Genomic DNA, 20,817 nt, shown 5'->3' on the forward strand with positions numbered 1-20,817 from the left:
TTTTTACCGATTGGAGGGTAAATATAGTGCAATCCATCATTGAAGTACAACATCTAAACAAAAACTATTACTATGGTCCGCATTCCCAATTGAAGCCCGTTTTAAGCAACGTGAATATGTCGGTCAGGCCCGGAGAATTTTTAAGCATCGTAGGCCCTTCTGGAAGTGGTAAAACTACGCTAATTAAGTGTATTGCCGGTTTACTATCACCCTCAGGGGGAACCGTTGCGATTAATGGCACCAATCCTTTTCAACTTAACCCACGCAAGCTAGCCCAATTTCGCCGAACGACGGTGGGTATGATTTTTCAACAGTATAACCTAGTTCCTTACCTTTCTCCGTACGAAAACGCCGTCCTGCCGCTCCGGCTTGCTCGTAAGCCTATTGAATGTTCTCGCGTAACCGCTCTTTTATCAAAAATGAAGTTCAACGGCAATTTGTTCGGCAACGTTACCGATCTATCTGGTGGTGAACAACAAAAGGTGGCCATTGCGCGTGAAATTCTTGCAGGAGCTAGCGTAGTTTTTGCCGATGAACCCACCGGTGCACTTGATTCCAAATCAGGAGCAATTGTAATGCAGCTTTTGCAAAAATTAGTTCAGCGTGGCACCACCCTCGTAATGGTTACTCATAATCTAGAACTAGCCGCTCAAAGTGATCGGGTAATCATTTTAAACGACGGACGCCTTACGCATAGTATTTCAAACCCCACGACTACAGATTTAATTTATCTTTCAGGGGGAACCTCATCATGATTCGAATTGGCATTAAAGAATTTCGCTACCAACTTAACAATTGGTTAGGTGCTTTAGTTGTATTTATTGCAGCTAGTTTAGTAAGTTCCAGCTGTTTAATTATTTATTTTCCGCTGGCACCCGTTGTTCACCATTCTGAAGTCACCAATGCGCTCTTTATTACTCCCCTGAGCTTTGGCCTCGTAACCCTCTTTGTGGTAATCAGCGGCGTCATTGGAACCATTGGAAAAGCGCTCGCTAAAGAACACGCCCGACTGGCTCAACTAGGGTCTAACCCTGCCCAATTAGCTCAAATTACCACGGTACAGATGGTTTTAGTTAGTTCATTAGGAACTTTGATAGGCTATTTTTTTGCCCTTCCCTTAGCTCAAGAATTGTACCACCTCATTCAAAACGAAGCGGGAAAAACTTACATTCCTTCCGTTGTAATCAATTACCAGTTAAATTCGTTCTGCGCAGTTTGGGGACTCACCTCGATTATCACCTACGTTTCAAGTTTTCTTTATAGTTACCACACTCTAATGAAAATGAAAAATAACAAGCAACTCCGCTTTTTGAAAATTCTGAAAACTGTTTTTTTCGGCATCGTGGTTGTGCTAACCATCTCAGGGATCCTTGGGAGTACTACCAAATCTACTTTGCTACCAACGATATTAAACCTACCGATACTTTTCAGCTACTGTTGTTCCTTACCGCCACTTTGGTTTGGCTAGTTGGCAATCACTTAATCAAGCTCAGTCTTCGTTTAATTTACTATGGAGTGCGTAAACTAGGCACGCGGACGCTAAATACCGCGTTTTATCGAGTTAACCGCCATTCCTCACGATTAACTACCCTAATTAAACCTTTTTTAATCGCATTGCTGCTTCTTTCAGGGATTCTTCATCTAGTTTTGGAATTGCTTAACATGCAACGCGTCCGGAGCCTTACTGGGGTGTTCCTCGTGTTACTGATTTATCTGGGCCCCACCTTAATTATCGTCGCCGGCAATATGATTTCCTTAACCATTATGGAAAGAAATATTGCAAATCAAGATTTCACGCAATTGAGAATTTTAGGTTACTCTCCCGGTGATATTTTATTGGAACAAATTCAAGAAGGAGCTCTGTATAGCTTGACGGTTGGCTTTTTGATGGCAATTTTTAACTTGCTATTCTTTGCCGCCATCCGTTTTGTAAAAAACCGGGTGTTTGATGTTGCCTATTTTTCCCTTGATTGGATTTCCGTTTTATACTGGCCAATCTTAGCTAGTACTGCATGTTTCATCTTGGTCTTCTTACTTAGTAGTGTCCGAGTAAAGGCTGCTTGATTCTAAGCTAAGAAGTGCTAAAAGTTAGTACTTAACGCTTTTTATAAAAAGGAAACGGGACAAAATCCGGAAAATTTGTAAGCATTAACTAAAAATCAACCATTATGCTAATTATTGGCATAATAGTCGATTTGGGGTTTAAGGGGGGCAAACTGACTTTTGGCGCATGCTTTGAACCTGCCTAAATTCAACACCACGAAACCTTTTAACGTTCTTGACGCCATTGCATTACTAATTCTGGTTGTTGCGTTGCTTCATCAATTTGCCGCTTAATAGTTTGAAAATTATGACTCAAATAGAATCGAATTGCCGCCGGATTTTGCTCATATACTGCCAAACTAAGTTCAGAGTAATCGTGTTGAAGCTGCGTCACTAACCGGCCGCCAATTCCTTGTCCTTGCACATCAGCAGGCACAAAAATCCCCGCCAGATAGTTTTCTTGTAGTCCCGCAAAGCCTCGAATGCAGCACTCGTCCTCAGCAACGTAAACTGTTGCCTGCTGCATTGCCGCCTGCACTGCCCTTTGATTTTGCTTCCAGTATTGGGGATCCACAAAATGGTGCGCAGATAAATTTCCGTCCAACCAAATTGCCATAATTTGGTCCAATTGAACTTCAGTAATGTTTTTTAACCGATGAATTTTAATTTAGATCGACCTTCTTTCAGAAAATTTAAAAGTAATTAAGGAATGCTAAATAATCCAGCCTTTTGCTCGTATTTGTTAACTGAAGGTGCTATTTTTAGAGTCGAAGGAGTTGATTTAGATGACATTTGCAATTTCGCGCTTTTTTTGGGTCGCGGCCACCATTTTTAACGTAATTTTAGGCGCTATTGGCGCGGTGTTGCCAATCATGCCCGGCACTCCCTTTTTCATTTTAGCATTCTTCTGCTTAAAAAAAGCCTCTCCCGAGCTGCATCAACGAATCGTACATACTAAACTAATGGTATGGTTAGAAACTAAGTTTCCGCTTTTAGAGCACTGGTTGCACTAAATAACTGATTTGATCAGCTCAAACGAACTTAAATTGAACTTCAGAATTCATTTAAAAGTGTTGATTTAACTTAAAAAGCCGCTTCCGGATTGGAAACGGCTTTTTATTACTTGTACAAAGATTTACCATTTGTTGAAATAATTTCTTTATAAACGTTATAGCTTTCTTTTTTCATCCTCTTTAGCGTTCCATTACCATTGTTATCCTTATCAACATAAATAAATCCATAGCGTTTTTTCATTTCGCCAGTTCCAGCCGAAACGATATCAATCGGTCCCCACCAAGTATAACCGATTATTTCGCATCCATCTTTAATTGCTTCATCAATCACTTTTAAATGGTCCTTAAGATACTCTATCCTGTATGAATCATATATTTTGCCATCATCACTAATCTTATCTTCTGCACCCAAACCATTTTCTACAATAAACATCGGTTTATGATATCGATCTTCCAGTATATTGCATAAATATCTAAGGCCTTGAGGATCAATTGGCCATCCCCAATCAGACTTCTTTAGATACTTATTTTCTAATCCTAATAGTCCACCAGTTCCGCCTTTTTGAGATTCCCCAGCAGCATATACTGAACTTCGATAATAACTGAATCCAAGAAAATCAGACGTATAATCATTGATTAATTGCAATTCTTCTTGTGTTCTATCTAAATTAAGATGATGTTCTTTGCAGATTCGTTCAAAATAACGTGGGTATTTTCCTTGAAGTTGAACATCTGCAAAGAATAGGCTTCTTCGCTGAAGATTCATAGTTGCTAAAACATCATCTGGCTTCGTTGTAGCTGGGTATAAAACCGCACCGCTCAACGACAGCATAATCCCCATATGTGCTTTAGGCATGATTCTTTTTGCTAGTTTTACTGCCTTAGCATTGGCTACAAACATGTTATGCGCGGCTTGGTATTTCTGTTGCAATTGATGATTTTCGTCTCCATGTAACCTTATTGCAGCTGCTGCAAAAGGAATGGTGTGAACATTATTCATTTCATTGAAGGTCATCCAATATGGAACTAAATCACCAAAGTTTTCAAATAAAGCCTTGCAGTATCTTTCAAAAAGCGGGATTAGTTTTTTACTTTCCCAACCATTATATTTATTAACTAAATGAAGAGGAGTTTCGTAATGAGATATCGTAACCACTGGCTTCATTTTTAATTCTTTCATTGTGGTAAACATTTCCCGATAATATGCTAATCCCTTTTCATTTGGCTGTGTTTCTTCTCCTGTAGGAAAAATTCTCGACCATGCTATTGAAGTTCTAAAACAATTAAAGCCCATCCCCGCCATTAATTTTAAATCTTCGTGATAACGATGATAAAAATCAATTGCTTCATGGCTCGGATAGTATTTATCCGGATAAATATATTGATCCAGTTTCCCTTTAATGATGCCTCCCCTAATGACATCACTTAAAGCGATACCTTTTTCATCAACATCCCAAGCTCCTTCTGCTTGATTAGCAGCTATTGCACCGCCCCATAAAAAATCTTTTGGAAACATACAAGTATCTCCTTTCAAATTAAATCATTAACGACAAAACTTCTTTGCCAGTTTCTACATCTTCATTTTCATGTTGATTTAATATATCTAAATAACTATCTGTATTTGTAACTACTACTACTACTGTAGAATCAAACCCTTGATCACGTATTTTTTTACGATCAAATTCAATTAATTTTTCTCCACGTTTTACGTGATCTCCTGTTTTCACCAAAGCTGCAAAACCTTCACCGTTTAATTTAACGGTATCAATACCAATATGAATTAGAATTTCTGCGCCACTATCCGTTCGAAGACCAATTGCATGTTTCGTTGGAAATAGCATTGTCACCTCTGCATCTGCAGGAGCATAAATTGCATCTTCGCTAGGGTCTACTGAAAAACCTGCTCCCATTGCCCCAGAAGAAAATGTTGGATCATTAACTGTACTAAGTGGTTTTACTTGTCCGCTTACTGGGCTTAATAAAGTATCTTTTCTGATTAACGTTGTTTCTTCCGAAATATTTTCTTTGTCAGAGTCTTGCTCTTCAACTCCAAAGATTAACGTTAGTGTTAGCGCTAAAAGCATTGCTCCAAAGTAGCCAACTACATAGCCTAAGAATCCATGTCCCATATAAACTGGAATTGTAAGTATGCTCCGAGTAGCAACAGCTAAAGCAGCTGCACCAGAGGCACCAGCAATTGCTCCACCAATACCACCACTAATAATTCCAATAATGAATGGACGTTTTAATTTTAAGTTGACGCCGTATACTGCAGGTTCAGTAATACCGAAAAGTCCAGAGATAAAGGCTGACAATGATAAACCTTTCATTTTAGTTTTATGTGTCTTAAAAAATACTCCTAAAGCGGCCCCGGTCTGCGCTGCAACAGCTGGGCCAACCATTGCTCCCAGTGTATCCCGATGAAATGCTGAAATATTATTAAGCATTACTGGTACAAATCCCCAATGCAAACCAAAGATTACAAAAATTTGCCATCCAGCTCCCATCACTGCTCCAGAAATTAATGGGCTAACATTATAAATCCATAAATAACAACTTGCTAACAAACCACTAGCGTACGTCGATACAGGACCAACCACTAGCAATGTTAGCGGTACCATTATTACCAAACATAAAAATGGTGTTAATAAATTTCGTACACTTTCATGGAATTTTGCTTCAAAGAAGTGTTGCAATTTAGACATTACCCAAATTGCTAAGATTGCCGGAATAACCGTGCTACTATATTGAGACAAAATCACTGGTATTCCTAAAAAGGTCAACTTAGTCCCTTCAGTATATGCTGTTACAATTGCTGGATATACAAGAGAACCTGCTAAAGCTATTGCAATATACTGGTTTGCCTTAAATTTTCGCGCTGCTGAAACTGCCAAAATGATTGGTAAAAAATAAAACATACTGTCTGCTGCAGCGTTCAAAATGATATACGTTCCGTCTTTCGCATTCATTCCTAAGCTTACTCCAAGTGCTAATAATCCCTTTAGAACACCTGAACCTGCTAACAATCCTAGAATGGGTGAAAAAATTCCAGAGATCATATCTACAAAACGATCAAACAAATTTCCTTTATCTTGGTTTTCTTCTGTATTGGACTGGGTAGCTGTCCCCAAACCAGTCATTGCCATAATCGCGTCAAAGACATACCCAACATTATTTCCGATAACTACCTGAAATTGGCCGCCACTTTCAACTACAGTAATAACCCCATCTAATTCTTCAACTTCCTCTTTATTGGCTAGGCTACGGTTTTTTAAAGTGAATCTCAATCTGGTAGCGCAATGTATTAAATCTTGAACATTATTTTCACCACCAATATTTTTTAAAATATTACTGCCTAAAACACTATAATCCATATCTTCAACCCCTTTTAAGTTTAAAAAAAGACCCAATTATCCCACAAAAATTGCTGATAATCGAGTCTTGCCTAATTAAAGTAACAATCTCTATATTATTTATTCAATTTTTCATGTGCTATCAATCGATGAATATGCATCATAAAATACAATTGGTCATTTTTACTCATTGAATATTGATATTCTTTATTTAAAAATAAATCTATTTTTTTAACTATCTTATACGACTTTTCGTACTTATTTCTAACTAAATTAAAAAGATCACTTTCCGTTTCATCAGCCGACTGCATCCGCTTTATTAACCTCTGAGAAAAGAACTTTACGTGAGTAATAAAACGATAGCTACTAATGTCAGATGAATCTATGACCATATCTAAATTCAAACTCACAATATTAATTATTTCATGTACTAGTTTCGTCAGTAAAGCAGTATTACCGTCTTCACCAATATCGTTAGTAGCGTTGATAAAATGAAATGCTATATATCCTGCTTCGTCATCTTTTAGCTTAATGTTAAATTTCTTGTTTATTAGATGCACCGCTTTAAGAGCCACTTCGAATTCTTTAGGATAATACCTTTTTATATCCCATAAAAAAGTATTAGTCATCAATTTACCTTGATGATATCTTTCAATAACATAATGTATATGATCTGTAAGACTGATATAAATTGATTCGCTCAATTTCACTTTTAACTCTTGACGAGCCATACTAATAATTTTTGAAGTAACTAGCAATTCTTCACTAGTAACCTCGTTTAGAATACGACTGAATTTAGCCATTGTGCCTTTATCAGCTAATAAAAATTTTTTCTGAATTCTATCTTCTTCTACAAATTCGCCTGGCTTTTTCGAAAAACCTATACCTCGTCCTACTAAAACACATTCATCTTCATCGTTAGTATTAACTAGTACAACATTATTATTAATAACTGACTTAATACGCATTTTTTCACGTCCTAAATTTGTCATACATCTAGTTTAGTCTTTTTTCATATCATACTTCCATTCTTTAACCAATTTAATATGATTACTACTAAAATTTAGCTTAGATCTTCGCCATTTGTATCAATAACCTTTTTGTACCAATAAAATGATTCCTTTCTAAGTCGCTGCTTAGTTCCTTTCCCATCATCGTCTTGATCAACATAAACGAAACCATAACGTTTTGACATCTGTGAAGTAGAAGCACTAACTATATCAATGCATCCCCACATGGTATAACCAAATAAATCAACCCCATCATATAGCGCTTCTTTCATTTGCTTGATATGTTCTCTTAAATAGTCAATACGATACTGGTCATTAATTTTACCGTTTTTATCTACTTGATCCTTTGCTCCCAGACCATTTTCTGCAATAAAAATTGGCTTCTGATAACGAGTGTATAGCTGATTCAGTGCTATCCTTAAACTAACAGGATCGATTTGCCATCCCCATTCACTACTCTTTAAATAAGGGTTTTTTATTCCTCCTGTAATTAAATTACCTTCAGCATGTTCTAATTTTTCTGGATGAGCGCTAACCGTACTAGACATATAGTAACTAAATGAAACGTAGTCAACAGGATATTTACGCAAAATTTCTGCATCGTTAGGTTCAGCTTTTAAATGTACATTTTTTTCTTTGAACATCCTATTAGTATACGCTGGGTATTTACCCTGAGCTTGCACGTCGCTGAAGAATAATGAGACTCGCTGAGCTTCTACTGTTGCTTGTACATCTTCTGGATTACAAGTATACGGTAATAGCATTTGATAACTAATCATACAACCTACTTTAGATCCTGGTATAATTTCATGACATAACTTAGTTGCTAGTGCACTAGCTATGAATTGATGGTGAGCTCCTTGATATTTCTCTTGTTCTATATTTTTTGCTCCTTCCTCAATTACTCCCACACTCACATATGGATGGTGTTTTACCGAATTTATTTCGTTAAATGTCATCCAATACTTTACTTTTTTTCTGTAACGTTTAAAAACTGTCTCTGCAAATTTAACAAAAAAATCAATCACTTTTCGGTTTGTCCATCCCCCATAATTTGTAACTAAATTTAGGGGCATCTCATAGTGAGATAGTGAGACAATTGGTTCAATATTATATTTATTTAATTCATCAAAAACGGCGTCATAGAAATTTAATCCGTCTTCGTTTGGTTGCTTTTCATCACCATTAGGAAAAATTCGAGTCCAAGCAATCGACATTCTAAATGCCTTAAAACCCATTTCAGCAAACAACTTTATATCTTCTTTATAATGATGGTAAAAATCTACACCAATTCTTTTAGGATAAAATTCTTTGCTATTAGGATCTTGAGCTTGCGCTACTTGTTCATGAGTCATTCCTAACCATTGCTTAGTCCATTCACTTTTAGGGCGCTTACTATCAAATGTATACACATCCGAAACTGATAACCCTTTTCCGCCTTCGTTAAAACCGCCTTCTAATTGATTAGCAGCTGTTGCACCACCCCACAGAAAACCATCTGGCATCTGACGACTTGTTTTTTTTATCAATTCCTCTACCATAAAAAATCCTCCATCCAATAAAAAAGGCAATATCTCCAGAAGTATAAAAATACTTACTACAGATATTGCCTACTTAAAGTAACAACTTTGCTCTTTATTCACTTTTCTTACAATTTTTATAATAAAACGTTTTCAATAACAATTCAAGTACTTTTAATGAATTTATTTTTTATAAAATAACTGCACACATCAATTTTCTTAATTGTTTTTAAAAAACTTAACTATATTTCTACCCTAATCACTTAATTAACAAACACATATCTTGTTTCTTGCTAGTAAATAATCAGCTATCTAATTACAGAGGTAGCTGGTTTATAATTTCAAATATATTTGAATATAAATTTTAATTAAAATAAACTTAAATTGAACTTCAGAATTTGTTTAAAAGACTTAATTTAACTTAAAAAGAACCGCCTCTAGGAACAGCGCTAGGAGCGGTCCTTTTTTAAAATGTAAAATATGTTTGACTTTATATGTAAAACATGTTTTACTAAAAATGTAAAAAGTATTTTACATTTAATAAGGGAGCAATAACCATGAAAAATAGCATTACTAGGCGTCGTAAGCACCTTAAGCTCTCTCAAGCTGAAGTTGCTCAATTAGCTGGGGTTACGCGTCAGACAATTAACGCCATCGAAAATAACAAATATGATCCATCACTTTCCCTAGCTTTTGAACTGGCCCATATTTTAAACACTACAGTAGATCAATTATTTATGTATCCTCAGGAGGAAGACAATGAGTAGAACGCAACGGTTAGTATACTTTGATTTTTGGATGAATAATACTATGATTTTGCCATTTATTATTATATTTTTGGGAATTGCTGGGATACTTCCTAGTTCCATCACATTTATTTTAGTTCTATTGACTGCTTTCATTCCTCAAAGATTTCGCAATTGGTATCATCGATCTTTGGGTGTGAAATACAATCAATTCTTCTATTCCGGAGACGATGAACGTGAGAAAAATATTGCTCTTAAAACTATACAAAAAGTGCTTGCATGGCTTTTAACTAGTTGCTTTCTTTTAGTTTTTTCCCTACCATTTATTTTACTTTTCACCGCCGACAATACTATCTCTATAGAGTTGATTGGATTAACTTTAAGTTTAATTTTTATGGTAGCAAACTCTATCTACTACGTCCTATGGTTTAAATACGATCCACAACAATAAAATTAAGGACCGTTCTCTTTAGCGAAAACGGTCCTTAATTTTAGTTTATTTACTTATGGTACGGACTCCCCGATTGAATCATGAAGGCTCGGTAAATTTGTTCCGTTAGCACCAACCGCATCAGCTGGTGCGGTAAGGTAAACCGCCCAAATGAAATTGCCGTGTCAGCTCGTTTCATTACTGCTGGGCTTAAACCCAGCGAACCGCCAATAACGAAGGTGATGTCTGAATGTCCATACGTGGTTAATTTCGCGATCTCTTCGGCCAGCTCTTCTGAAGAACGCTCCTTACCCTTAATCTCTAGGGTAAAGACGTATTCACGGTCCTTAATCTTAGCTAAAATGCGTTCTCCTTCCTTTTCCTTGACCATTTCCATCTGAGCGTCACTTAAACTTTCGGGCGCTTTTTCATCCGGGACTTCAATAATTTGAAATTTGCAGAATTTAGAAAGTCGTTTGGCGTATTCTGCAATCCCCTGTTTCAGATATTTTTCCTTTAACTTTCCCACACCAATAATTTTGATATTCACCGTTTATCCACATCCAATCCTCAAGTTATCCACAAAGTTTTCCACAGGCGTTTTGAAATACTCACAACATATTGGGCCGAATTTATGTTCGCCACCACATTTATTTCTTTGGATTTGTCAACAGCATTTTTACTTATCCACAGTTTTCCACCTTCATTTTTAAAATTTTGTTACCGCTACAAACGTTGTCATAGCGGCGTTTTTCACCTTAAAATTCACTTTTTAATTTTTTTATCCACATTTTCCACCGCAACCTGTGGAAAACTTTTCTACAAGTCCGAAGGTCGGTTTAATCAGTTTTGTGCACAACTTTATTTCCTCTTCCAAAGTTATGAACAAAGTTATCCACAGTTTTCCACACGGAACTACAACTGTACTTCAATTGTCCTTCCGCCTAAATCGTTATCATTAATTTTTGAACTAACTTTGAATTCACCAAAACTAATTTACGTTCTCGCCCACCTTTTACTGCCGTATAGAAAACTGGGTTCCGCCACCAAATATTTTTGGCAGAATCCAGTTTGCAAGCTAACTACTTATTGAATTTCTACTAGCTTCCCAATTGACAATAAATACAGGTACTTTTCGTTAACTGGTTTACCCAGAATATTACTTAATGCTTGCGCATATAGGTTAACCTGACCCTGGTACCGATCAATCACTTTTTGAATCCCTTGCTGCGGGCTACCTGGAAGTACAAAGTCAGTTTTGTAGTCCAGCAGAATTACTCGGCCATCTAATTCGAAGTACGCATCGATAATTCCGTGAATTAAAACGTCCTGATTGCCAACTACATTAGGAAACAGCCCCTTTGCCGGCAACAGCAATGAGAACGCCTCTTCACGGTGCACTTGTTCGGGATGAGCCAACATTAATTGTCCTAGTTCACTTTCAAAGAAGTCTAAGATGCTGTTGATTCGAATTCGCTTCGCTACGGCTTCTTCTAATACCTGATTCATCACTAACTCACGAATTTTATCCTTGATTACTGTCTGAGTAACCGGTTCTCGCAAATCAAGCTGCTGCAAAATCAAGTGGGTCGCCGTTCCGATTTCAGTTGGTTTAGGTTGACTAACTTCACTCATAAAGCGGGGCGTCATCAGTTGATCGGTGACAAACCGTTTCTGCGGACGGATTTTTTGGTCACGGTCGACCGCACTAAAGTCCATCTCTAATTTGTCCGGATCATCAAAAACCCGTTTAATTTCCGATACAGACTGATAAGCCGTCGTTTGGGTTGCTTCAATATCATGATATTTGAAGTTCAGAATCGCCCTAATTTGGTCTGCATCATTAATGTCGCTATTCACGTCCACTTTTTCTAACGTTGGTGGTGGTCCTTGCTCAATTCCCGTGTCAGAACGCTGTCCAGCCAGTAAATCAGCGCGGTTAACGACCTTCAATTTAACTTCAACTCCCGCGACAGAGTCCAATTTTCTTGAACTAACTTCGGGATAGTCTTCCGTAACGGATGGTACTCGCATAATCGCCATTCCAATCCAATCAAGAAAGTTTTTCGCCTTCCCCCGCTCAGCTTCTGGCAACAGCAGCTCACCCATGTCAGCTGCCTGGGCCCACTTTTCTAGCGTTGGGGTAGCAGCCTTTAGCGCTCCGGTAATGATTAACTTTTGTTGTGCACGAGTTAGCGCAACGTAGAGCACCCGGAGCTCTTCGGCGAGCATTTTACGTTGCCGTACGTCAATAATCCAGTTTTTCTGCATCGTGTCGACTTCTAAGCGGTGCACAAAGTCCTTCACGGTAATTCCCATCCCCGCATCACGGTCCAACACGTAGCGGCCCTTAGTGTCGCTATTATTAAACCCGTGATCCGCATCGATCAGGAACACGATTGGAAACTCTAATCCCTTACTACTATGGATGGTCATTAATTTTACGGCTTCCGTATCGGTAACTACCGGATTTTCTGCCAAATCTTTATTCTTTTCGCGCATTTTTTCTACAAAACGCACGAATTGAAATAACCCTTTAAAACTGGACTCTTCATAGCTTTGGGCCCGGTCATATAAAGCATGGAGGTTATTTTGTCGTTGCGGTCCATCCGGCATTCCGCCGACGTAATCCAAATACCCGGTCTCTTGGTAAATCTCCCAAAGTAAATCTACCAGCGTGCATTGTTGGGAAAGCTTCCGAAAATGCTGTAATTGGGCTAAGAACTGGTCAATTTTACGTTTTAAGTTGGCTTGAAATTCATTTTGGTAATCAATTTTAAACTCATTTTGGAAATACAATACCGACTCAAAATAATGCCCGTTCTTCTTAGAAATTCGCAAAAAGGCCAGCTCGTTTTCATCAAGGCCAACAATTGGCGAACGTAAAACGGCCGCTAATGGGATGTCCTGGTACGGATTATCAATAATCTTCAAGAGGGCCATCATGATCGAAACTTCGGTCGTTTGGAAATAGTCTTGGGCATTGCTAACTTCAATTGGGATTCCGTACTTTTTGAAGGTGTCCACGATGTTAAGATTGTTATTCCCCGTCGAATGCAGCAATGCAATATCACTATATTTCAAAGGCCGCATTTCCTGCGTGTCCCGATCGAAAACTTCGGTTTGATCCGCAAATAGCCGCTTAATTCGTTGCGCAATCATTTGCAACTGTCCGTCGTTTTTATCGGTGATTATCGCCCCAGGTTCTTGGTCAGCCGTATTTTCGTTTTGCTGATCGTCAAATAATAGAACTTCCGTGTCATTCTGAACTTCAGCGGGGTAATATTTCGCGCCGAACTTCAGCTGTGCATCCGCGTCGTAGGCAATTTCACCCACCGCCTGGTCCATGATTTGGTTAAAAATCAAGTTGGTAAAATCATCAACGTTTTGCATAGAACGGAAATTTTCCGCCAGAATAATCCGTTCGTCTGGTTGCCCAGATTGTTTAAATCGCCGGCTTTTACTAATGAATAAGCTGGGGTCTGCCATTCGGAAGGCGTAAATTGACTGTTTAACGTCCCCCACCATGAACATGTTTCCAGGATCTTCACGAGCCACCGCCGTCAAAATGGTCTCCTGAAGCGGGTTAATATCTTGGTATTCATCGACAATTACTTCGTTAAATTTCTCCTGGAAATTTCGCCGAACCGCCTGACCCTCTTCGGACTGGTTTTGCAAAATTTGTAACGCAAAGTGCTCTAGGTCACTAAAATCCAGGGAACGCCGCGTTAGCTTTTCTTGTAAAAAGCGGTCGGAAAATTGCTGCTGAACTTCAATTAACTTCAGCATTATCTCCCGCGCGTCCTTAAAAATGGCGATTAACTGGTCATTTTTTAGTTTAAAGTACCGCTCCACTAATCCGTTAAATTCAGCTTTAAATTCGTTGCGTAACGGCTTAGCTTCTAAATTAAACTCTTGAACTTCAGGCTTTTTCCCACGCGGTAGCTGAGCAAACTTAAAGTTAACCATTGCCTGTTGCAAGGCATCCCAGTTAGGCTGATCAAATTGATCAATCACGGTTTTTAAACCGGCTACTTCCGCTTGGAAATTAGCGGCCGCTTTTTGCAAAGGCTCGCCGCCGTTAATTGCACGTTCGGTAAGGTTAAGGTCCGTTTGATAAATTTGAATCAGCTGCGTTTTTATCTTTGCGAGGATTTGTTTCACAAAATCCATTTCCATTACCTGATCAGTTTGTACTTCATAATTATTGGCAATCTTAGTTAGCCACGCTTCAGGATCCGGGTTGGCGTTTGCAAATTCGAACAAGTCCAACATTAATTCCTGTAAACCAGCATCCGAACGGTCGTTAGAAAAATTGCGCGTTAAGCGGGCAAATTGGCCATCCTCATCACTTTCGTACAGTTCCTCCCGTAAGTCGGCCCACACCTGTTCCTTCAATAACTCACTTTCCGTAGGATCCATGATGCGAAAGGCTGGATCTAAGTCGATTACGTAGTAGTAGTTGCGGATCACCGCCATACAGAAAGCGTGCAAAGTACTGATATTAGCGTTATTTAATTTGCCGAGCTGTAGCGAAAGGTGGTTTTGTAAGTCAGCATCCTTAACCTCACTAATCTTTTTCATAATTGCCGCTCGGATCCGCTCCTTCATTTCAGCAGCGGCTGCTTCAGTGAAGGTCACGACCAGGAGACGATCCACGTCTTCTCCGTTGATAATCTTTTGAATTACCCGTTCAACTAAAACCGAGGTCTTTCCCGATCCAGCGGAGGCCGAAACTAAAATATTATGCCCCGAACTATCAATTGCTTGTTGTTGACTAGGCGTGTAAGTTCTAGTTGCCATTCTTCTTGCGTTCCTCCTCAATCTTCCTTAAGACCGTTTCTTTATCGAGTTTTTCTAAGACTCGGTAATTATTTTCCGGTAGCATTGCGTCAAATTGCATAATTTCTTTATATGGTGAATATTCCAGCGCGGTCGTCCGGTCTGGCCATTGTACCGGGTTCAAATCGACTTCACCACTAAAGATTCGTTTTCCAGCTTCAATGACCTTCTCTTCGGCATGTTTAATTAAATCCTGAAGTTCAGTTTCACTGACGACGTTGTTTAAGCTAGCCTTGGTTAGGCTACCGCTCTTAGTGAAATCAAACGGGTACACTGCCGATTTACCAGTTTCAGCGACCGTTTTATCAATTTCCTTCAACAGTTCTTCGTTGTTCAACACGAACCCGTTTAAAGAAAACTTTTTGAAGAGTGCCTGTTGCAATTGATCTTCGTCTTGCACCTTCAAATCGGTAGCCTTTAACAGTGGATCTTGGAAAATCATGTATAGCGCGCTTGATAGTCGTGCTTGTTCGTGAGGATCAATCCGTTGTCGATTTTGCTGCACAACGTCTAAATATAACAACATCTGCATTGCCAGCCCGTAATAAGCATCGGCAAAGTCGAACTTACGCGTGCTCGACTTGTAATCGACCACTCCTAAATATGGTTGACCTTCAATATTAATTTTGTCGATGCGGTCGATTTTACCGCGGACGTTAACTTCCTGTTTTCCATTAACTTTGAAGTTCAGCGCAGGTAAGCCTTCCTTCAAGCCAATTTGGCCAAACATTTGCTCTGAAGCAATTGGCCGCATTCTGGTCTGAGCTAATTGTTTAAAAATCGCCGTAACCATCGTTTCCACCGTACGATCTAACTGCTTTCTCAAGTATCCCATTCGGTAGGTGCTATTAAATTGATCAAACTGCGAGTCTTGGCGCATGTTTTCTAAAACTCTTTTAGTAACCTGTTTTATCTGTGTTTGATTAACTTCATTGAAGTTCAGATCCGCTTGAGTAATTACTTTTACTAGGTTATCCATCGCAGCGTGGAAGTACTGTCCGGTATCCGCCGGGCTTAAATCCGCCGTTTCCCGTTCTTGCAGTTTCAAACCGTACTTCAAGAAGTATGAATATTCATTGCGGAAAAATTCCTCGAGTTTCGAAACCGAAGCGTAAATTTTATCACCATATAACTGCGTGACGATGTCCGGTTTTAACTTGCGAGGGACGTTCTTATAACTTAAACTCCCCATCAGTCGTTCGGTTAAATCATGCCAGCGGCCAGCCTCTAAGATGCTGTAAATTAAATTCCACCGTACGTCAGCCGGTTGCTTACTTTCCTTCATGGAACGAGCGTACTGAACTAAATGGCTTAGCGTACTCCTTTTTGAACCGATAAACGGTTGAATAAGCGGTTGGTCCACGGCCGGACGACTAGGCAAACATTGAACTTCAATTTCAAAGTAAGCCTTAATTCGTTCCACGTAAGGCGACAATTTAAAGTCAGTTCCGTCATTGCCCCGTTTTGGATAGGTAAAGATTAACCTTTGAGAACCAATCATAAAGGTTAGGTAGTTTAAATAAGGTTCCTGACGCATTTGTCGCTCGTTACTCATCTTAAGGAATTGGTCATCTGCAAGCTGGTCACTAACTTGCGCTTTACCTTCCTGACTCAAAAAATCATTATCCTGAATTTGTTCCGGCATGGCCCGGTCGGTCGCGCCAATGATGAAGACCACCTTCCGATCCATCATTTGCACCATGCCGCTTTCTGAAATAAGCACCTGATCCAAAGTGGATGGGATTTGAGAGTAGGTCGCATTTTCAAAGCCAGCATTTAATAAACCGAGGAAATTGTTGGAATCAAATGGCTGGTCACCTAAAATGTCCACAAATTCATCCAGCATCGTCACAAACGTTTCCCAAGTCTGCTCTGGTTCAGCAGCCTTGGCCAAGTTACCGTCTTCAATCCATTGGTCGCGCCAGGCCAGCAACCGCTGGTCCACGTGGTTACGAATTAAAAACTGGTACAGTGCCTTGGCTGCCTCCGCGCCATTTTCAGCCACCGCCAACTGGTTGAAAAACGGGTTGACCGTTTTAACTACGTAATCCTTAATTTCGTTAATCCGTCGGTTAATTTCACGTTCCTCGTCAGTTTGCTGCTCCATATCAACGTCATTGAAACGTTGGTATCGCCACGGAGCTTTTTGCAGCCACTTACTGCCGTAAATTCCCTGACGCAGCACGTAGTTTTCCGTAATTTGGACGCTTTTGACAAAATCCTTTCCGTCCGGGTCGGCGTCGTTTTCAGGACGGAGAAGGCCAGTTTTCAGCAAGCGCATTACGTCTTCGTAACGAAAATGCCGCTTTTGAACGTCGAACAATGCGTTAATCAATTCTAGTAGGGGATGGTTTTTCATCGCCACTTGCATATCGTAAAAAATCGGAATATCAAACTGATCGAAAATTGGCTTAATAATTGTGTCGTAGTCGCTCAAATGACGAGTTAACACTGAAAAATCGGAGAAATTTAGCCGATCATCCTTCGTCATCATTTGGCGAATTGCCGTGGCTACGTGCTCTACTTCGGCATACCGACTGTTAAATTCGAGCACCTCCACACTGTTATTTTGTTCATGCCCATTCCGACCAAGCTGTCCCTGCGTAGATGCAACCCAGTAGCGCTCTAGTTTTCTTAGGTCGTCATTTACCCGTTTTTTGGTTACCACTCGTGGAGAAACAACTTGAATCCCGTTTTCACGAGCCCATTCATTTATTTTGAAAAATAATTTTTCGTTTTCAAAAAACAAGCTATTTTCTGAAAGTTTTTCATTTAGTGGATTACGCTCCATTACTAAGTCAATTACGACGGTCGCGTTAGCCTTAATCAACGTCTGAATTAAATTAAGCTCTTCCGCAGTAAAATTAGAAAAACCGCTAATCACAAAGCTTTGTGCATGTAAATCCATTTTGGCTAACTGGTCGGTTAATGCACGCAAGATATCACTGCTATCAACAAACTTTTGTTGAATTGCTTCGTCATAAGCCGTATAGATGATGTTTAAATCATGCAACTTAGCCATCAAGTCTAACTGGGGATCTTCATTTTTGGCTAGTTGATCAATGATTTGACTTAAATTTTCAGGGCTTACGTTTCCTTGTTTAAATTCTGCCAATTGGCTAGTGATTTCTTGAATTAAACCAAGTTGTGCATCAATGTTATGGAATAATAATAGTTCATCCTGATGCTCCACGATAATTCGGTAGAGTAACATACTGGTACTTGAATTAGTCAAACGGGGATACTGGTAAATGCTACTATTACGTAAGAAAAACCACGCTAACCGGCTAATCGATAAAATTTGAATATCCTTTTGCGCAAAAACCGGGCCCGCTGAATCGCTTTTTTCGCGGAGTTTTTGCAACAATTGAATTTCAGATTGGAACTTAATGTGATTAGGTACCAAATAGTAAATTTTACGTTGCTTTTGTTGTTGCTGAAGTTCAATTATTGTTTCAGCAACCGCATCTAAATGGTCGACACTGGCCGGCCCGTACATAAATTTAAGTGGCATAGTTCCTCCTTAATTGGGATTTGAGATCCCTACGGATTGATTTTGGTATTCTTCTGTTAAAATTGCTTGCTTAACGAGCTTGATAACTGCCCGCTCACTAACTATGGCAGTGGGGATCGGTTGTCCTTCCGGAGTAATTTCAGCACCTTGATTTTGAACTTCAGATTTAACTTCAACTGGTCGAATGATGGTGTACGGCAGCTCTGTTTCATCAACTAGCTTAGCCACGTACTTGACCTCCAGCATTAGTTCCTTTACGTCCTGAACTTCAATCCAAGTGGGATCAATTTCGTTATCCATTCCAGCAGTTGCTAAAAAAACAATTTTATTAACTTGTAATTGTTGTTCTTCTAGCCGGTCCACCACCGTTTCAAACTCCTCGTCCATCCCCAAATGAAGCAGGTCTACGTATAATACGTCGTAGCTGCCCATCGCCTCTTGAACTTCAGCGATAGTCACCTTTACTTCTGGCAAAGCATTTAGCTCCGCCGCCACTACATCAGAGACCGGACGATCCATCCCGATTGCTAATATCTTCATTGTATTCTCCTTTAAAACGTCTTTTTACCATTATAGAACGGATTCATTCTTTCTCCAATTTTATCGATTATTGAAGCTTTTGTACGCTCCCCGCGTGATCGTGAGTTGTTGAAATATTTTTTATGTGTTAAAATTTCAGACAAATTAAATGGACCCAAGCCTATATAATGTCTTAATCTGGTTGACAGTTTCTACCCAACGCCGTAAATGTTGGACTATAGGAATTTTTAACTTACATATTCATCAAAATGGCTGGAGAATGAGCTAGTCCGTTTGCTTTGTCGTGCCAATAATCGGGCCACTTCTAAGATACGGTGGGGAACGATAAATCTTGGTGACGGTGTGGTAAACTGCTAACCCTCATGTCCCAGCTTTTTTTAATTGTAGTTTGGCGCCTTCCAGACTATTTATAGGCTCGCTTTCATAACTTTTGAAAATATATGAAAACGAGGAATGTGCTTTATGAAAACTAATGATTCGTATGCTGACGCACCAATTACCGAAATAACCCCGCAACTAACCGAGGGTAAAGCAGCGGTACTTGGTTTTCAGCACCTCTTGGCGATGTATTCCGGTGACGTAATCGTCCCCCTCCTTATCGGGGGCTTTTTACATTTTACCGCCGCCCAAATGACCTATTTGGTGTCCATCGACATTTTCATGTGTGGCATTGCCACCCTTTTACAAATTAGAACCACGCCGCTCACCGGAATTGGCCTACCTGTAGTGCTAGGTTGCGCAATTCAATCGGTCCAACCTCTAGAACGGATTGGCGGAGGACTAGGGATTACGGCAATGTATGGGGCAATTATTGCGTCGGGTCTCTTCGTTATTTTGGTTGCCGGGCTCTTTTCCAAAATTAGGGGCCTTTTTCCGCCAATCGTAACTGGTTCCATCATCACCGTAATTGGGTTTACCTTAATTCCCGTGGCATTTGAAGACATCGGGGGTGGAAATCCCGCTGCGCAATCATACGGCGACCCCAAAAATCTATTAGTCGGTTTGGTTACCGTTGCAGTAATCGTCCTCATCAACGTTTGGGCGCGCGGTTTCATGCGTTCCATTGCCGTGTTAATTGGGATTCTCGTTGGAACCGGCATCGCCGCTTTGTTAGGAATGGTATCATTTACCCCCGTTTTACAAGCAAGCTGGTTTCATTTTCCCCGCCCCTTTTACTTTGGAGTGCCGACTTTTAACCTCTCAGCGATTTTAACGATGATTATGGTGACCCTCACCACGATGATTGAATCCACGGGGGTATTCTTCGCCCTCGGGGATTTAGTTGGTAAAGAAATCACCCAAACCGATTTAAAACGGGGATACCGTGCGGAAGGCGTTGCTGCCATTTTAGGCGGAGTTTTCAATACCTTCCCGTATTCCACCTTTTCTGAAAACGTAGGGGTTTTGCAACTTTCCGGTGTTAAAAGTCGCAAACCGCTTTATTACGCTGCTGGATTTCTAATCCTCTTAGGACTCCTCCCAAAGGCCGGCGCCATGGCCACCATTATTCCTTCTAGCGTCCTGGGAGGCGCTATGCTAGTAATGTTCGGCATTGTCGGCATCCAAGGCGTCCGAATTCTCCAAAAGGTGAACTTCAATCAAACTAAAGATATCTTAATCAGTGCATTATCCATTGGAATGGGGTTGGGGTCAACCGTAGATCCGCAAATCTACCGAGCCCTCCCTCAAGCCTGCCAGATGCTCTTAACTAACGGCATCGTGGTGGCTAGCATCACCGCCGTGGTCCTTAACCTATTATTCAACGGCTACGATTCTTCTCGTTAATTGTTCCATCAGTAACTGTGC

16 protein-coding genes and 1 riboswitch are annotated in these 20,817 nt (G+C 39.9%); of the genes, 7 read left to right on the forward strand and 9 right to left on the reverse strand.

The window, feature by feature from the left end; genetic code table 11:
* Window positions 1-26 precede the first annotated feature (26 nt).
* From NL111_RS09865 to NL111_RS09875, 3 genes are read left to right on the forward strand one after another with little or no spacing between them, the layout of a single operon-like run.
* Window positions 27-755, forward strand: coding sequence for an ABC transporter ATP-binding protein (locus tag NL111_RS09865; protein WP_162013274.1), 729 nt, complete (start codon window positions 27-29; stop codon window positions 753-755).
* Window positions 752-1,468 (forward strand): hypothetical protein, encoded by a 717-nt coding sequence (locus tag NL111_RS09870; protein WP_285110251.1) that lies wholly within the window; start codon window positions 752-754, stop codon window positions 1,466-1,468. The genes NL111_RS09865 and NL111_RS09870 overlap by 4 nt, the downstream gene beginning before the upstream one ends.
* A 47-nt stretch (window positions 1,469-1,515) precedes the next feature.
* Window positions 1,516-2,064 carry an ABC transporter permease family protein gene (locus NL111_RS09875; RefSeq protein WP_285110252.1) on the forward strand — a complete coding sequence of 183 codons (549 nt, stop codon included), beginning with the start codon at window positions 1,516-1,518 and terminating at the stop codon, window positions 2,062-2,064.
* Window positions 2,065-2,269: 205 nt separating this feature from the next.
* On the opposite strand, the gene NL111_RS09880 is transcribed toward NL111_RS09875, so the two are convergent.
* Entirely contained in the window at window positions 2,270-2,659 is a 390-nt protein-coding gene (locus NL111_RS09880) for a GNAT family N-acetyltransferase (RefSeq protein WP_235015638.1), read from the reverse strand.
* Between the two features lie 169 nt (window positions 2,660-2,828).
* On the opposite strand from NL111_RS09880, the gene NL111_RS09885 reads away from it, so the two are divergent.
* Entirely contained in the window at window positions 2,829-3,056 is a 228-nt protein-coding gene (locus tag NL111_RS09885; RefSeq protein WP_002829364.1) for a DUF454 family protein, read from the forward strand.
* A gap of 106 nt (window positions 3,057-3,162) precedes the next feature.
* On the opposite strand, the gene NL111_RS09890 is transcribed toward NL111_RS09885, so the two are convergent.
* The 4 genes from NL111_RS09890 to ascB all read right to left on the reverse strand — a co-directional run bounded on the left by NL111_RS09890 (window position 3,163) and on the right by ascB (window position 8,960).
* A complete protein-coding gene (locus tag NL111_RS09890; protein WP_285110253.1) occupies window positions 3,163-4,572 on the reverse strand; it encodes a glycoside hydrolase family 1 protein in 1,410 nt (469 codons plus the stop codon).
* Between the two features lie 19 nt (window positions 4,573-4,591).
* The gene (locus NL111_RS09895; RefSeq protein WP_285110254.1) at window positions 4,592-6,430 is read right to left on the reverse strand and encodes a beta-glucoside-specific PTS transporter subunit IIABC; all 1,839 of its coding nucleotides are present in this window, start codon (window positions 6,428-6,430) and stop codon (window positions 4,592-4,594) included.
* A gap of 95 nt (window positions 6,431-6,525) precedes the next feature.
* Entirely contained in the window at window positions 6,526-7,401 is an 876-nt protein-coding gene (licT, locus tag NL111_RS09900) for a BglG family transcription antiterminator LicT (RefSeq protein ID WP_080548154.1), read from the reverse strand.
* A gap of 71 nt (window positions 7,402-7,472) precedes the next feature.
* Window positions 7,473-8,960, reverse strand: coding sequence for a 6-phospho-beta-glucosidase (ascB, locus tag NL111_RS09905; RefSeq protein ID WP_285110255.1), 1,488 nt, complete (start codon window positions 8,958-8,960; stop codon window positions 7,473-7,475).
* Between the two features lie 536 nt (window positions 8,961-9,496).
* Between ascB and NL111_RS09910 the strand changes: the two genes are divergently transcribed.
* Window positions 9,497-9,706, forward strand: coding sequence for a helix-turn-helix transcriptional regulator (locus tag NL111_RS09910; protein ID WP_119178724.1), 210 nt, complete (start codon window positions 9,497-9,499; stop codon window positions 9,704-9,706).
* The gene (locus NL111_RS09915) at window positions 9,699-10,136 is read left to right on the forward strand and encodes a hypothetical protein (protein WP_285110256.1); all 438 of its coding nucleotides are present in this window, start codon (window positions 9,699-9,701) and stop codon (window positions 10,134-10,136) included. Before NL111_RS09910 ends, NL111_RS09915 begins: the two co-directional genes overlap by 8 nt.
* A 49-nt stretch (window positions 10,137-10,185) precedes the next feature.
* Here the strand turns inward: NL111_RS09915 and rlmH are convergent, their stop codons facing one another.
* From rlmH to NL111_RS09935, 4 genes are all read right to left on the reverse strand, one after another.
* Window positions 10,186-10,665 carry a 23S rRNA (pseudouridine(1915)-N(3))-methyltransferase RlmH gene (gene rlmH, locus NL111_RS09920; RefSeq protein ID WP_002832638.1) on the reverse strand — a complete coding sequence of 160 codons (480 nt, stop codon included), beginning with the start codon at window positions 10,663-10,665 and terminating at the stop codon, window positions 10,186-10,188.
* Between the two features lie 536 nt (window positions 10,666-11,201).
* On the reverse strand, window positions 11,202-14,918 hold the full coding sequence (gene addA / locus NL111_RS09925; protein WP_285110257.1) for a helicase-exonuclease AddAB subunit AddA: 3,717 nt from the start codon (window positions 14,916-14,918) through the stop codon (window positions 11,202-11,204).
* Window positions 14,908-18,471, reverse strand: a complete 3,564-nt coding sequence (locus NL111_RS09930) for a PD-(D/E)XK nuclease family protein (RefSeq protein ID WP_285110258.1) — start codon at window positions 18,469-18,471, stop codon at window positions 14,908-14,910. Before NL111_RS09930 ends, addA begins: the two co-directional genes overlap by 11 nt.
* Before the next feature lie 9 nt (window positions 18,472-18,480).
* On the reverse strand, window positions 18,481-19,011 hold the full coding sequence (locus NL111_RS09935; RefSeq protein ID WP_002829353.1) for an NAD(P)H-binding protein: 531 nt from the start codon (window positions 19,009-19,011) through the stop codon (window positions 18,481-18,483).
* Window positions 19,012-19,151: 140 nt separating this feature from the next.
* Window positions 19,152-19,249: riboswitch (purine riboswitch) on the forward strand.
* A gap of 224 nt (window positions 19,250-19,473) precedes the next feature.
* On the opposite strand from NL111_RS09935, the gene NL111_RS09940 reads away from it, so the two are divergent.
* Entirely contained in the window at window positions 19,474-20,796 is a 1,323-nt protein-coding gene (locus NL111_RS09940) for a nucleobase:cation symporter-2 family protein (RefSeq protein WP_036672010.1), read from the forward strand.
* Window positions 20,797-20,817: the final 21 nt, after the last annotated feature.

Source organism: Pediococcus sp. AC40, assembly GCF_030252485.1.
Lineage (GTDB): Bacteria > Bacillota > Bacilli > Lactobacillales > Lactobacillaceae > Pediococcus > Pediococcus acidilactici.